Origin of the sequence: Streptomyces sp. NBC_01803, from assembly GCF_035917415.1 — a bacterium.
Lineage (GTDB): Bacteria > Actinomycetota > Actinomycetes > Streptomycetales > Streptomycetaceae > Streptomyces.
The window spans coordinates 82,619-95,367 of the sequence record NZ_CP109073.1 but is presented as its reverse complement, the minus strand read 5'-3'; the positions used below and the strand labels follow the sequence as shown (position 1 = coordinate 95,367).

13 protein-coding genes are annotated in these 12,749 nt (G+C 70.3%); 6 read left to right on the top strand and 7 right to left on the bottom strand.

What is annotated here, in order from left to right:
- Positions 1-26 precede the first annotated feature (26 nt).
- Positions 27-866, top strand: a complete 840-nt coding sequence (locus OIE51_RS00480; RefSeq protein WP_326594638.1) for an alpha/beta fold hydrolase — start codon at positions 27-29, stop codon at positions 864-866.
- 44 nt (positions 867-910) lie between these two features.
- On the opposite strand, the gene OIE51_RS00475 is transcribed toward OIE51_RS00480, so the two are convergent.
- Positions 911-2,050: a Tn3 family transposase gene (locus tag OIE51_RS00475; protein WP_326594636.1), complete on the bottom strand. Its 1,140-nt coding sequence runs from the start codon at positions 2,048-2,050 to the stop codon at positions 911-913.
- A gap of 501 nt (positions 2,051-2,551) precedes the next feature.
- On the bottom strand, positions 2,552-3,433 hold the full coding sequence (locus OIE51_RS00470; RefSeq protein ID WP_326594635.1) for an SDR family oxidoreductase: 882 nt from the start codon (positions 3,431-3,433) through the stop codon (positions 2,552-2,554).
- A gap of 89 nt (positions 3,434-3,522) precedes the next feature.
- On the opposite strand from OIE51_RS00470, the gene OIE51_RS00465 reads away from it, so the two are divergent.
- Positions 3,523-4,101 (top strand): TetR/AcrR family transcriptional regulator, encoded by a 579-nt coding sequence (locus OIE51_RS00465; RefSeq protein ID WP_326594633.1) that lies wholly within the window; start codon positions 3,523-3,525, stop codon positions 4,099-4,101.
- Positions 4,102-4,489: 388 nt separating this feature from the next.
- On the opposite strand, the gene OIE51_RS00460 is transcribed toward OIE51_RS00465, so the two are convergent.
- Complete coding sequence (locus OIE51_RS00460) at positions 4,490-5,440, bottom strand: NADP-dependent oxidoreductase (protein ID WP_326594631.1); 951 nt, start codon at positions 5,438-5,440, stop codon at positions 4,490-4,492.
- Positions 5,441-5,523: 83 nt separating this feature from the next.
- Here OIE51_RS00460 and OIE51_RS00455 point away from each other — a divergent pair, with 83 nt between their 5' ends.
- Positions 5,524-6,096 carry a TetR/AcrR family transcriptional regulator gene (locus OIE51_RS00455; protein WP_326594629.1) on the top strand — a complete coding sequence of 191 codons (573 nt, stop codon included), beginning with the start codon at positions 5,524-5,526 and terminating at the stop codon, positions 6,094-6,096.
- 96 nt (positions 6,097-6,192) lie between these two features.
- Here the strand turns inward: OIE51_RS00455 and OIE51_RS00450 are convergent, their stop codons facing one another.
- Positions 6,193-6,720: a hypothetical protein gene (locus OIE51_RS00450; RefSeq protein WP_326594627.1), complete on the bottom strand. Its 528-nt coding sequence runs from the start codon at positions 6,718-6,720 to the stop codon at positions 6,193-6,195.
- A gap of 643 nt (positions 6,721-7,363) precedes the next feature.
- Here OIE51_RS00450 and OIE51_RS00445 point away from each other — a divergent pair.
- Positions 7,364-7,585 (top strand): hypothetical protein, encoded by a 222-nt coding sequence (locus OIE51_RS00445; protein WP_326594625.1) that lies wholly within the window; start codon positions 7,364-7,366, stop codon positions 7,583-7,585.
- A gap of 204 nt (positions 7,586-7,789) precedes the next feature.
- Here the strand turns inward: OIE51_RS00445 and OIE51_RS00440 are convergent, their stop codons facing one another.
- From OIE51_RS00440 to OIE51_RS00430, 3 genes are all read right to left on the bottom strand, one after another.
- Entirely contained in the window at positions 7,790-8,119 is a 330-nt protein-coding gene (locus OIE51_RS00440) for a helix-turn-helix domain-containing protein (RefSeq protein ID WP_326594623.1), read from the bottom strand.
- On the bottom strand, positions 8,116-9,192 hold the full coding sequence (locus OIE51_RS00435) for a tyrosine-type recombinase/integrase (protein WP_326594622.1): 1,077 nt from the start codon (positions 9,190-9,192) through the stop codon (positions 8,116-8,118). The genes OIE51_RS00440 and OIE51_RS00435 overlap by 4 nt, the downstream gene beginning before the upstream one ends.
- 186 nt (positions 9,193-9,378) lie before the next feature.
- On the bottom strand, positions 9,379-11,010 hold the full coding sequence (locus OIE51_RS00430) for a beta-N-acetylhexosaminidase (RefSeq protein WP_326594620.1): 1,632 nt from the start codon (positions 11,008-11,010) through the stop codon (positions 9,379-9,381).
- A 135-nt stretch (positions 11,011-11,145) separates the two neighbouring features.
- On the opposite strand from OIE51_RS00430, the gene OIE51_RS26780 reads away from it, so the two are divergent.
- Both OIE51_RS26780 and OIE51_RS00420 read left to right on the top strand, forming a co-directional pair.
- Positions 11,146-11,310 carry an SDR family oxidoreductase gene (locus OIE51_RS26780; protein WP_442811835.1) on the top strand — a complete coding sequence of 55 codons (165 nt, stop codon included), beginning with the start codon at positions 11,146-11,148 and terminating at the stop codon, positions 11,308-11,310.
- A 174-nt stretch (positions 11,311-11,484) separates the two neighbouring features.
- Positions 11,485-12,657, top strand: coding sequence for an ROK family transcriptional regulator (locus OIE51_RS00420; RefSeq protein ID WP_326594617.1), 1,173 nt, complete (start codon positions 11,485-11,487; stop codon positions 12,655-12,657).
- Positions 12,658-12,749: the final 92 nt, after the last annotated feature.

The following is a 12,749-nucleotide window of genomic DNA, read 5'->3' as shown; positions in this document are numbered from 1 at the left end:
AGGCTGTCCTCGGCCACAGTGGGCCCATGAGCGAGATCATCGAATCGACGGTGCTGCGGACCGAGATCCAGGTCGACGGCGAGCCGGCCAGCTATCTGACCGTGGAGCAGGACGGCCCGGCCGTGCTCCTGCTGCACGGCACCTACTGGAGCCGGGTCTGGCTCCCGGTGATGGACCGTCTGGGCGCGGCAGGGCTACGACCCGTCGCGGTCGACCTCCCCGGACTCGGGCGCTCGGGAGGCGAACTCACCCTGGAGACGGGCACGGTCCCCGCCCTCGCGGACTGGGTGGCGCGCTTCGCCTCCGCGTTGAAGCTCTCCGGGCCGATCGCCGTAGCGGGTCATGACATCGGCGGCGCCGTCGCCCAGCACCTCCTCGTTCACGATCGGCTGGAGGTGTCCCGGCTGGCCCTGGTCAACTCGGTCACCTACGACTCCTGGCTGGTGTCCAGCGTGGCCCGCTTCCGAGACCCTGAGGTCGTCGCCGCGACCACCGCCGACGAGATTCTCGCCGCCCGCCGGCAAGCCGTGACACAAGCGCTGGCCGGTGCCGCCACCGAGCAGCGGATCACGGACTATCTGGACCCGTGGACCGATGAGCGGGTTCGCCGCTCCTGGATGGCCATGGTGGGCGCAGCCGACAACCGCTACACCCGCGATGCCGTCCCCGCCCTGCGACAGAACGCGACGCCCAAGCTGCTGATCTGGGGTGAGGACGACGGCTTCCAGAAGGTGGAGTACGCCGAGCGGTTCGCCTCGGAGATCCCGCACACCACCCTCGTACGCATCCCGGACGCAGGCCACATCCCCACGGAGAACGCGCCCGGCCAGATCGCACGTGCACTCGTTGACTTCTTCACGGCATAGAGCGCGAAGTCGGTGTTGTCACGGTGCTCCAGCGGCCGATCCGCTCAGCGGGCATGCCGGGGCTCCCCTGCCGCGTGGACGCCAGGGCTTTCCGGCATACGGGGACGGGGCACGGCCAGGGCCGGGCCCAGGTCGAGCCGGGCGTCCATGTCGAGACGGAAGGTGCCGCAGGGATTCACGTTCGACCAGAAGAGCGCGATCAGCCCACGCCGGTCCTCTTCCGTCAGCCGCGATGCCCACGTCGGCTCGCACAGGACCTGCTGCAGCAGCAGCGTGTTGACGTGTACGAGGCTGGACTGCAGGAGGTGCAGGGCGAGCATGGAGGTCTCGGCGTGTTCCTTGTCCGGGCCGGTTAGGGCGCCGTCCTTGCCGTAGTGGAGCACGGTGTTTGCGCTGTTCCAGTTCTCGACGACCTGGAGTCCGCCGTGGATCTCGCGGCGCAGGTCGGGGCTGGCGAGGTAGTCGCAGGCGAAGACCGTACGAACCGCGCGCCCCAGTTCTTCGAGGGCCTGGTAGGTGGGGTGCTTGGGGCCGCCGCGGGTGAAGCGCCGCAGGACCTGCTCCGCCTCGGCGGTGCCGAGCCGGAGCGTGGTGGCGTACTTGACCATCTGGTCGTACTGCTGCTCGATCAGCTCCCAGCGGATCGGTCGCGTCAGCGAGGCGCCGAGCGCCGGCCAGCCGGGCGGGCTGTCGTCCGGGCGGTGCAGACGGATGCTGCCGATGTTCTTCAGCCTCGGCAGCAGGCGGAAGTTGAGCAACTCGGTGAGGGCGAACCCGACGACGCTCGCGCCGTGGGTATCCACGTAAGTGGATACGATCTCGGCATCCGTGCAGTGCCGCAACAGGCCCTCGATCATCGCCGCTACCTCTGACGACGAACAGCTCTTGAGCTGGGAGTAGATGCAGACGTTCTTCCGCTCGACGTGCCAGTAGATCATCACGCCGTTGCCGCCGTACTCGTGCACCGGTGCCGACTGCGCGAGCGGATGGGGAAGACGGACGACGTTGGCCGTGCGGATCGATTCAGCCGACCAGGTGCGGGTGGTGGTCGCGAATGTCTCCGGCCTGAGGTACGTCCAGTCCATGCCGGACCGTTGGATGGCCTGCTCGATCGTGCGGTTCAGGCGGGGGACCGGGGGGTTGGCGTCGGGGCTGAGGACCGACACCGACGAGAGCAGAACCATCTGCCGGATTTCCGCGGCTGTGGCCGCCGCAGCGACCTTCCCGATGTCGTAGGGCTTCCGGGGGCGTCAAGCCCGCGGCTGGGGTCCTGCTGACCGCTCTGACCACTCTGACCTGCACACCGGCGGCCAGCAGGCCATCGGCCACGTGACGACCGACGTTACCGCGAGCGCCGAAGACAACTGCCACCATGACGGGATTTCCTGTTGGTTGTGGACGTGAATGGCTGCACAGCCGGCGATGCCGTGGAGTCCCACTTTCGCCACGGACATGTCGACAGTGCGGGACGTGTTGCTGCCACGCGGGTGGCAGTCCGGCGTCGGCGGGCTTGGCTGTCGGCGATGATGTGGGGATCAAGTCGAGAGCCGGAGCCGCGTTGACCGGGCGAGGACGGGGGCGGGACATCGCCGCGCCGAGATGGTCGACCGCGAGTGACGTAGGTGAGGGGTGAGGGTCCTCCGTTGTCGGCGCGAGCGCCCGTAAGCGGGCCTCCCGGCCGCCGGTCAGGGCTGGATGTTCTCCAAGTCCTTCAGGAGGCTTGGGTGCTTCGGCTCCCAGCCGAGGGTCTGCCGGGCGTGGGTGTTGGACGAGGGATGGTCGTTCGCGAAGATCGGACCGAGAGGGCCGTACGTCTGCGATGGCACCGACTCAACCGGCAGGCTCAGCCGTCGGCCGATGACCGCGGCGATGTCCCGCACCCTGTCTCCCTCGTCGGCCACGGCGTGCCAGCAGGTACCGGCTTCCGCCTGTTCCAGGGCGAGCCGGAAGAGAACTGCCGCGTCGAGCGCGTGGACGGCCGGCCAGCGCTGTGTACCGTCCCCCGGGTAGCCGGACACTCCGGTCCGGCGTGCGATGTCGGTCAGGAGACCGGCGAACCCGCCCGCGCCGTTGTTGTGGACCGTGCGCGGCAGGCGTACGGCCGTGCTCCGGACCCCGCGCGATGCCAGGCCCAGGACCGCCGTGACGGCGCGATTGCGACCACCGACCGGTCCGTCGGTCGGCAGCGGGTCGGCCTCGGTGGAGGCGCGTCCCGGCACCTGGGGCGTACCCGAGACGGTCACGAAGGGGCGGTCGCTGCCGACGAGTTCCTCGCCGAGGGTCGCGAGGGCGGCACTCTCCTCGGCCACATTCTTCGCGAGGGCCTCGGGGCTGCTGAAGTCATTGCCGAATGCCAGGTGGATCACCCCGTCGGTCCGAGCGACGCCGGCTCGTAGGGTGTCCAGGTCGGCGAGGGCTCCCCGGAGCGGTTCGGCGCCGGCCGTCTCGACGGCCAGCGCGGACGCGTCGGAACGGGCGAGTGCGAGGACGGTGTGGCCGTTGCCGAGCAGTTCGGCGACAACGGCGGACCCGATCAGACCGGTGCCACCGGTGACGAAGACGCGCATGGGAACTCCCCCACAAGTGATGGGACTCTTGTCCCGTCACACGCTACCAGGGTGACGGGACAAGAGTCCCATCGCATATGCTGACCCCTATGGGTAGGTGGGAACCAGGCGCACGCGAACGCCTCGTAGTGGCCGCAGTCGACCTGTTCACCGAGCAGGGGTACGACGCCACGACGGTCGCGCAGATCGCGGAGCGCGCCGGGGTCACCAAGAGCACCTTCTTCCGGTACTTCCCCGACAAGCGCGAGTTGCTGGTGGCCGGACAGGAGACGCTGAGCCGGCTGCTGGCCGAGGGGATCGCTGAGGCGCCCGGTGGCGCCAGCCCGCTTGAGGCGGTCGCTGCCGGTCTTGAGCGCGCGTCGAGCGCTATGGGCCCCATGAATCGCGAGCTCGCCCCGCGCCTGAAGGCGGCCGTCGCCGCCAGCGTCGAGCTACAAGAGCGTGACGCCCTCAAGATCGTCAGCCTCGCGGCCGCGATGACGACCGCCCTGGTCGCCCGCGGCCTACCCGATCCGATTGCGGCCCTCGCGAGCGAGCTGGGCGTCCTCGCCTTCAAACGCGGGTTCGCCGAATGGTCCGAGGGCGACCGTGACGGCAAGGGCGGGCTCGCCGGGTACGTCCTGGCGGCCTTGGACGAGCTGCGTACCGTGAGTGCGTCGCTGGGCTGATCGGACAGATCCACCTGTTCATCGGCTGGTTGCGCATCGACCCATCGCTCGTCAGGCTCGCTGACGGACGCGGCTGCGCCACAGGGGTATGTCAATCAACGGCTGATCTTGGTTGTGAGTGGTCAGTTGTTGGTCGGGGTGAACCGCTGGCTGCCGAGCTACTTTGCGGCTGGTGTCTGAGCTAGGAGCCCAGGGCCCAGATCCCCGCGAGTTCGCGAAAAACTGAAGGTTCTTCAGCGGGAACCCGAGGGTCCAGGGGCGCCATGCTCTGGGGTTGACCCGTGGGTTCGCGGCGAACACGCAGGAGCGGCTTCGAGGTCGGCCTGGAAAAGATGCCTGCCCCCGCTCCTTGTCGAGGTGGTCTCGCTTTGTCAGGCCGGCAGGGCGATCACAGGACGAGCATGAGCTTGCCGCCAGGTCGGCGGGACTGGCTGAGCTCGGCCGCTTCCTGGATCTGGTCGAGCGTGTAGGTACGTGCGACCGGTACGACCAAGATGCCTTCGCCGGCGAGCCGGGCGAACTCGTCCATCTGCTCATAGCGGATCTCGGTGGTGGTCCGGACGCCCAGCTCGGCCGCGGCGGCGAAGTCCGAGACGGTGAGGACACGGTCGGGATCCCCGGTCAGCTTGATCAGCGTCGGCAGTGAACCGCCGGCCGGGCTGGGCTGGTCGGCGCGGTCGATCCGGCCGCCGGTCGGCGCCGCGTCGAGGGCACGATCGATGTGGCCTCCGGACAGTGCCCTGACGCGTTCGGCCATGCCCTCGCCGTAGGCGGTCGCCTGGGCGCCGATCTCTTCCAGAGCTGCTGCCCGGGTCTGCCCGGCGGTGGCTATCACCCGAATACCCCGGTGCAGCGCGAAGCGCACCGCCGCCTCACCCACGGTGGTGCCCGCGCCGTGGACGAGCAGCAGCTCACCCGGCTGGACGCCGAGGTCGTCGAGCGCGCGCCACGCCGTCTCGGCCGCCATCGGCAGCGCGGCGGCCTGCTCGACGGTTACGCCGTCGGGGATACGTGCCCAGGCCGGCATCAGCGCGTACTCGGCAGCACCGGCCGTCGGGCCGTCGAAGGTGGCCGGGCCGAACACGCGGTCGCCGATCTGGACACCGGTGACGCCCTCGCCGAGCGCGTCGATGGTGCCCGCGATCTCGAGGCCGAGCCCGCGCGGCAGCGGCGGCAGATGGTCGGCGAGGAGACCGTCGACGACGTGCCAGTCGGCCGGTGTCAGGCCGCACGCCCGCACGGCGATCCGGATTTGACCGGGTCCCGGCTCCGGCTGTGGGACGTCGCGGAGCACGATCACGTCCGGGGACCCGAACCGGTCGAACTGAAGAGCCTTCATGTCGATCTCCCGAGTGATGACAACACCTGTTGTCATCGACGATATCCCATGACAACAGATGCTGTTGTTGTACTCTGGCGGGTATGCCGAGATGGGAATCTGACGCACAGGGCCGGCTCGAGCGCGCGGCGCTCGAGCTGTTCGAGACACAGGGGTACGAGCGCACCTCGGTCGCGCAGATCGCGGGCGCCGCCGGCCTGAAGGAGCGCTCCTTCTACCGCTACTTCCCCGACAAGCGGGAAGTCCTCTTCGCCGGTAACGAACTCGAGGCCCACCTCGTCGCCCAGGTCGAGGCGACCGACCCGGGCCTCACGCCGATCGAGGCGCTGCTGACCGCGCTGGGAACCGCCGAGGAGATCTTCCGCCCGCGCGAGTTCCTGCTGCGCCGGGGAAGAGTGATCGCCGCCAACCCGGCACTGGCTGAGCGCGATCTGATCAAGCTCGCCGACATCGCCGACGCGCTGGCGCCGGCGCTTGAGCGCCGCGGCGTCGAGCCCGGCAAGGCACGCTTCATCATCGACGTGGTGCTGGCGATCCACCGGCGCGCCATGCCTCGCTGGCTGGCCGAGCCGGACACCACCCTCGCTCAGCTCATGGCCCAGGCCGCCGCCGAGCTGCGTGAGGCGGTCGCGCTGCCGGCTCCGACGGCCCGCTGAGTCGGCCCACGACTTCCGAAGCTGTCCGCAACGGACACGAAGGTGTCCCGTCCCTGGTTGGCCGGCATGGCCTGACCGAAATGGCCCCTTTGCGGCTCACCTCGGTGATACCCCGGCTTCGATCTCGGCCTGGAGAAGCTGCCGAGCGGAGTCCGCGTAGCGGATGGCGGTCTTCTCATCGATGCCGAAGACGAGCGCGAGGTGGAGTGGGTCGGCGCCGTGGGTCAGGGCCTCTTCGAGCTGTCGGTCGACGCGGAGCCGTTCGAGGGTGGCGGTGAGGTTGCGGGTGGCTCGGGTGGTCCAGAGCTTGCCGGCCGGGCCGAGTTCCACGGCGGTCTTCTGGGTGATCAGCAGGTGGGGGTTGGCCGTGTTCGGCCAGCGGCTGCGGCGGTGGTCGAGCCAGTCCAGGACTGCTCGGTGGGTGAAGTCGTCGAGCGGGCGGACGTGGCCGCCGACGGTGATGCGCCGGTTGCCCAGGTCGACGTCGTCCAGCTGCATCGTCCGGATCATCTTCGGCCGTGCCGCGTGGATGGCGGCCAGGGCGACGATGAGCCGGATGTCCGGGGTGGCGGCGGTGGCGATGGCCTCGTCGATGTCCGACTGGGCGAGAGCTTGGAGGAACATCGCCTGTCTGCCGGGCGACTCGGATGCCGCTCGTGGGGTTGCGGAAGATCTGGCCGTTCTTCTTCGCGTGCCGGAACAGAGACCGCAGGGCGACGATCCGGCTTTCGCGCTGTTTGCCGGTGACATCGTCGCGGGCCGCGACGATGTCTTCCCGGGTGACTTCTCGCAGGTGGTCGTAGCGGCTGGACCACTCCAGCAGCACCGGCTGGGTCTCACCCAGGTAGGCCCATGCCGTGTGCCGGGAGCGAGGCCCGGACCTCGGGCCACCGTCGAGGAGCGTGCGAACCCAGGCTTCGACGGCACGACGGATACCTCGGGACACCCGCCGAGTTTTCGCTCCAGCCACTGGTCGACGGCGGGCGCCCGATCGTCGGCGAACAGGCCGAGGCGGTTGAGGACTTCGGCGGTCCGCACGACGGGAAGTCCTCGGACGCGCAGTGCCGGGAAGAGCTCGGAGTATCGGATCGATTCACCTTCGCGGAAGCCGGACAGCACGATGACCAGGGCTCGGTTCACGTCGCTGGTGATCCAGCGGCTCCAGCCGCGGGCCTCTCCCAGCGCCCGAGCGGCCTGCTGGGCCCGGATCAGCCAGGGATTGGCCAGGTCGGCGTGGAGTTCTCGGTCGAAACGGCGGAAGTCCCGGGTGGCAGTGAACAGCGTCAGTTGCGTTGACGTGGTGATCACGCGGTGTGGTTCGGGAAGCGGCGGCGGCTTCAGCACGCGCCGTCCGGCCTTGCCAACTCGCGGCCCGCCGTTCTTGGGCCGCTGGAGGTTCGCGAAGAACAGCTGCTGGCAGGCCACCTGCCGTAGGTACGGCTCGATCACCGAAGCCTTGCCGCTGGCCTTGATCGCCCAGGTCGCCTGAGCCCGGCAGAGACGGCAATAGCCGTACTTGTCATCGACCGGGACCTGTCGCCGGCAGCCGACGCATGCACCGACGGCGTGTTGCTGGCCGTAGGTGTAGCAGCCGCGGCAGAACCGGCCGGGCAACTGCCCCCAGGCGAAACATCCTGAGCAGGAGGCCGCCGGCTTGCTATCGCTGATCTTCCCCATGGCGGTGGCAGCCAGGTCACATCGGCGGCAGTGAACGGCCGTCGCGGCGCTTGGGCACGACGGCCGGAGCCACTACCGATCCGGTCGTAGCCTCCTGGATGCCAGCCTGCTGACCTGGGAGCCTGATCTTTCCTGGCTCGGGAATCAGCAGATCGCCGATCTCACAACCAAGCACGACGCAGATCACGTCCAGGTCTTCCAGCTTGAGGGAGACCGGCTGGCCGGACCATAGACCGGACATTTTCCCGGCCGAGATCACCAAGCCGTGTTCGGCCAGGCTCCGCTGGAGCTCGGATGCCTTCCAGATCCCTTTGTTCGCGGCGGTCAGCCGCAGGTTCCACTTCATCCCATCAGTCCTTCCAGCCGCTTCGCGGCCCGCTGCTGCCCGGACACCCAGGCGTCCTCGACCCGGGTCTGCTGGACGTGGATGTACCGCATCGTGGTGGCGATCCAGGAGTGTCCGAGGACCTCCTGGATCCCGAGCAGGTCAAGACCTCCGAGGTAGAGCTCGGACGCGCAGAAGTGCCGTAGGACGTGCGGCGTGAGCGTGTCGGCCCAGGCGGGTAGATGTACCTTCGCCGCGGCGCCCAGGCCGTTGCGCAAGGCGTCGTCGCCAACGCGGCGCGAGGAGCCGTCTGAGTTCTTGCGCTCGGAGGGGAACAGCGGGGCACCGGGCCGGGTGTGGTCGTCGTCGAACTGGCCCCAGACGTCCTCGATGAACCACCGCAGCGTGCGGTCGGCGCCATTGATCAGCGGCACCATCCGCTCGCGTGGGCCCGATCCGCGGGTGCCCTTGCCGTGGCGCACGTGGAGCTTGCCGAAGCGGCCCAGCTCCCACTTGATGTCGGCCAGGTCCAGCTTGCATGCCTCGCTCACCCTGAGTCCGACCTGGGACATCAGTTTCGATGCGGTGTAGTTCCGCGCGGTCGGGGCGAACTTGCGGCAGGTTGCCAGCTCGCCGCCCCAGCCGGTGAACAGGGTCTTGATCTCCGGCTCGGTCGGCGGGATCCGCAGAGCCGCGTCTTTGGATCCCCGCGGACGGTTCATCTCGTCGATCGGGCACTCGACGACCCGCCCGGTCATCCGGTGGATCTCGACCCTGTGCCGCAGTTCCAGGAACAGGAAGTACGTGGTCAGTGCCTGTGCGCGGGCAAGGCGGGTGCCGCTCGGCGAGCCCCGCAGTACCTTCCCGAAGTACCCGTCAGCGTCGGCCGGCTCCATATCCCACAGCGGTCGGCCGAACCAGGCCCGCATCTGGTCCAGGTGCCCGACGTCCCCGCGGATGGTGCCGTCTGCCAGTCCCGCCGAGGCCCGCGCGAGTACAAACCCAGCGAGCACGTCGGTCTCGAACCGCTCCAGTTCCTCCGCCGAGACCGGATCGCGGAACTCGCGCAGGTCGCGTACGGCTGCCAGTGCCAACCCGAGCCTCCTCGCCTTCACCCCGATAACGGATCGATCGGACGAAGTGAGAACACTTCAAGAATCCTGAAGTTACGTCACCGGCTCGAAGAACACCCCAAGGAGACAGAAGACCCTGGCCGCGGAGACAAGGGCTCAGCAGGGTTCAGGGGAACTCGTGGGATGTCGCACAGCTGGGCCGTGCGTTCACCGCATCGACGGCGGCCCTTGCCGCGGGCGGCCCGGTACGCCGGGGCGCCGCTGCCAGGGCCGAGGGCCGGACGGCGGGCGGTACTCGACGCCGAGCGCGTCGAGCCGGGCGTAGTGGGCGGCCTCCATCCTGCCGCGGAACCCGGTGAAGTCCCGTTCGGCAGGCGGCGGCAGGGGCCGCCACGCGACCTCGGCGAACGCGGCCAGGCGGGGGAACGCCATGTAGTCGACGACGCGCGCGCTGTCCATCACCTCGGTCCAGACGTTGGCCTGGACGCCGACGACGTGCGCCGCCTCCGCCGCGCTCAGGGACTCCGGCACCGGCTCGAAGCGGTAGACGTCCTCCAGGGTGCGCACGTGCGCGATCGGGACGGGCTCGTCCGGGCCATCGGCCTGCCGCCAGTCGAGGTAGGTGTGCTGGCGCGGGCACATCACGATGTCGTGGCCTGCGCGGGCCGCCGCGATGCCGCCCGCGTACCCCCGCCAGGACGCCAGCATTGCGCCCGGCGCCAGGCCCCCTTCGAGGATCTCGTCCCAGCCGACGAGCCTGCGGCCCCGGTCGGCCAGCCAGCGGTCGAAGTGGCGGATGAACCAGCTCTGCAACTCGTCCTCGCCCGCCAGGCCCAGCTCCCGGATGCGCCGCTGGGCGGTGGGACTGGCCCGCCACTGTTCCTTGGGGCACTCGTCGCCGCCGATGTGGATGTACTCGGAGGGGAATATCTCCAGGACCTCGGCGAGGACGTTCTCGTAGAACTCCAGCGTCGTCTCGGAGACGTTCAGCACAGTGGGGTTGATGCCCCAGCCTTCCCCCGGCGCCAGCGCGGAGGTGTCGACGACATCGGTGTTGCCCAGCTGGGGGTAGGCGGCGATGGCGGCCTGGGAGTGCCCCGGTATGTCGATCTCGGGGACCACGGTGATGTGCCGCGCGGCGGCGTAGGCGACGATCTCGCGCAGGTCGTCCCGGGTGTAGTAGCCGCCGTGCGGGCGCTCGTCCCACAGTGCGGTGTCGCCGAATCCCTGCCTGCTGCGGGAGCGCCATGCCCCGACCTCGGTGAGCCGGGGGTAACGCTCGATCTCGATCCGCCAGCCCTGGTCGTCGGTGAGGTGGAGGTGCAGCACGTTCAGCTTGTGGGCGGCGAGGAGATCGACGTACCGCAGCACGCCGTCCTTCGGCATGAAATGCCGGGCGACGTCCAGCATCATGCCGCGCCAGGGGAAGCGGGGGGCGTCCGCGATGCGCACCGGCGGCACCGTCCAGGGCCCGTCGTGCAGAGGGGCGCGGCGGAACGCCTCCGGGCCCAGGAGCTGCCGGAGGGTCTGCGTGCCCCAGAAGACCCCGGCCGGGCCGCCGCCCTCGATCAGCACCCCGGAGGCGTCAGCGACCAGCTCGTACGCCTCGGGGCCGCGTGCCGCGAGCCGTTCGCCGACCCGCAGTGTGATGGCTTTGCCACTGCCGGGAGCCGCGGGCTGGAGTGGGAGGCCGGTCGCGGCACCGAGCTCCGACCTCAGCCAGCGGGCGGCCGTGCGACTCGCCGGGTCCGCGGCCACGCCGGTGGCGGGGCCGAGGATGAAGGCGCCACCGCCCGCCGGACCGGGCCAAAATTCCCTGGGTGCGGGGACCAGATGCATGGGGCTGCCCTTTCGGTTGGGAACCTCGGCTGGGAACCAGGGTGCGGGAGATGCGGTATCGGTGCCGGGAAGTGGTGTCTCGGGAACGTCGTCTCGCCCGGCTCCATCGACGAGACCGAGTTCTTCCGCGGCGCCATGACCGACGGGTGGCGTGCAACCCTGATCGGCAACGCCGCCAACGGCCGGGCGGGCACCCCCGGGGACGTCGCCTCGCTGGTCCGCTTCCTGGCCTCCCCGGAGTCGGGCCACGTCACGGGCCAGGTGATCCACGCGGACGGCGGCCTGTACGCCGGGCTGTGACACTACGGCCCGCCACGGGCGGGCCGCCTTCCGCGAGTTACTTTCGAGACGAAGGCAGGGGCGCGCACCATGAAGCGGGGCCCCCGAGCTCATCAGGTTTTTCTGTGCACGGGGGGTTCCAGGAAAATTTCGCGACGGTAATATCCACGGCGAAGTCCGAACGAGGAGGCCGCCGTGGATGGCATCGCGTCGCCGTGGGCGCCCCTGGCGCCGTCCACGCGCAGGGTGGCTCTGGAGCTCCTGCGGCACGGCCCCCTGGCCCGGTCCGAACTCGCCCTCCGGCTGGGCCTCTCGGCCGCCAGCCTGACCCGGCTGACCAAGCCGCTGCTGGGCGCCGGCATGCTGCGCGAGTCCCCGGACGTGCTGCCGACCAGCGGGGGCCGGCCGCTGCAGCCGCTGGACGTCGACGCCGGCCGGCAGCGTTTCGTCGGCATCAAGCTCACCCGTGACCGGGCGTACGGCGTCCTGACCGACCTGCGCGCCGACATCCTCGCGCGCCGGAGCGTCGCGATCGGCGAGGCGAGTCCGGACCGCGTGGTGGAGCGACTCGTCTCGCTCATCGCGGAGTTGACGCCCGGCGCCGGGCCGGCGGCGGTCGGTGTCGGGCTCGGCGGGGCGGTCCGCGGCTTCACCCACGTGCGGCGCGCGCCGTTCCTGGGCTGGCGGGAGGTGGCGCTCGGCCGGCTGGTCGCGGACGCCACGGGGTACCCGTCCGTCATCTCCAACGACCTGGAGGCCCTGACGGAGGCCGAGCACTGGTTCGGCGACGGGCGCGGGGTGCGGAACTTCGCGGTGCTCACGGTGGGGGCGGGGGTCGGGGGCGGCCTGGTGGTGCACGACCGGCTCGTCGCCGGCCCGGATGCCGGCCTCGGGCTGCTCGGGCACTTTCCCCTCGATCCTTCCGGACCCGCCTGTCCCGAGGGGCACCACGGCTGCGCCGACGCGCTGCTGACGACGCACGGCATCCGCCTCCAGGCCTCGCTGGCCCTGGGCCGGACGGTGTCCTACGAGGAGGCCCTGGACCTCGCGGAGGCCGGTGAACCGGTCGCCGGCCGGATCGTGGGCATCGCGGCCCGCGCGCTGGGGGCGCTGGTCGCCGCGGTCGCCAACATCGCCCAGCCCGAGCGGATCCTCGTCACCGGCGAGGGGGTCCGCCTGGCCCGGGCCGGCGAGGAGCGGGTGCGCGACGCCGTCGCCGGGGCCCGCGTTCCCGGGGCCTCGCCGGTGGACCTGCGCATTCTCGATGACGACCCCACGCTGTGGGCCCGCGGCGCCGCCTCGGTCGCGATCCAGCGGGTGGTCCTGGCGGATCTGCCGCCGGACGCCGGAGCGCCGGCGTCCCCATGAACCACCGGCGGTGCGGGCACGGCCATGCCCGCACCGCCGGACCGCCCGCACGGGCGGAACGGCTCCCACGGGAGTCGGACGGGAGACAGCGC

Bases quoted from the DNA above. Each gene is read 5' to 3' on its own strand.
- OIE51_RS00450 (WP_326594627.1), bottom strand. From the start codon at position 6,720: ATGTTCCTCCAAGCTCTCGCCCAGTCGGACATCGACGAGGCCATCGCC.
- OIE51_RS00480 (WP_326594638.1), top strand. From the start codon at position 27: ATGAGCGAGATCATCGAATCGACGGTGCTGCGGACCGAGATCCAGGTC.
- OIE51_RS00460 (WP_326594631.1), bottom strand. From the start codon at position 5,440: ATGAAGGCTCTTCAGTTCGACCGGTTCGGGTCCCCGGACGTGATCGTG.
- OIE51_RS00430 (WP_326594620.1), bottom strand. From the start codon at position 11,010: ATGCATCTGGTCCCCGCACCCAGGGAATTTTGGCCCGGTCCGGCGGGC.
- OIE51_RS00465 (WP_326594633.1), top strand. From the start codon at position 3,523: ATGGGTAGGTGGGAACCAGGCGCACGCGAACGCCTCGTAGTGGCCGCA.
- OIE51_RS26780 (WP_442811835.1), top strand. From the start codon at position 11,146: ATGACCGACGGGTGGCGTGCAACCCTGATCGGCAACGCCGCCAACGGC.
- OIE51_RS00475 (WP_326594636.1), bottom strand. From the start codon at position 2,050: ATGGTTCTGCTCTCGTCGGTGTCGGTCCTCAGCCCCGACGCCAACCCC.
- OIE51_RS00440 (WP_326594623.1), bottom strand. From the start codon at position 8,119: ATGAAGTGGAACCTGCGGCTGACCGCCGCGAACAAAGGGATCTGGAAG.
- OIE51_RS00470 (WP_326594635.1), bottom strand. From the start codon at position 3,433: ATGCGCGTCTTCGTCACCGGTGGCACCGGTCTGATCGGGTCCGCCGTT.
- OIE51_RS00455 (WP_326594629.1), top strand. From the start codon at position 5,524: ATGCCGAGATGGGAATCTGACGCACAGGGCCGGCTCGAGCGCGCGGCG.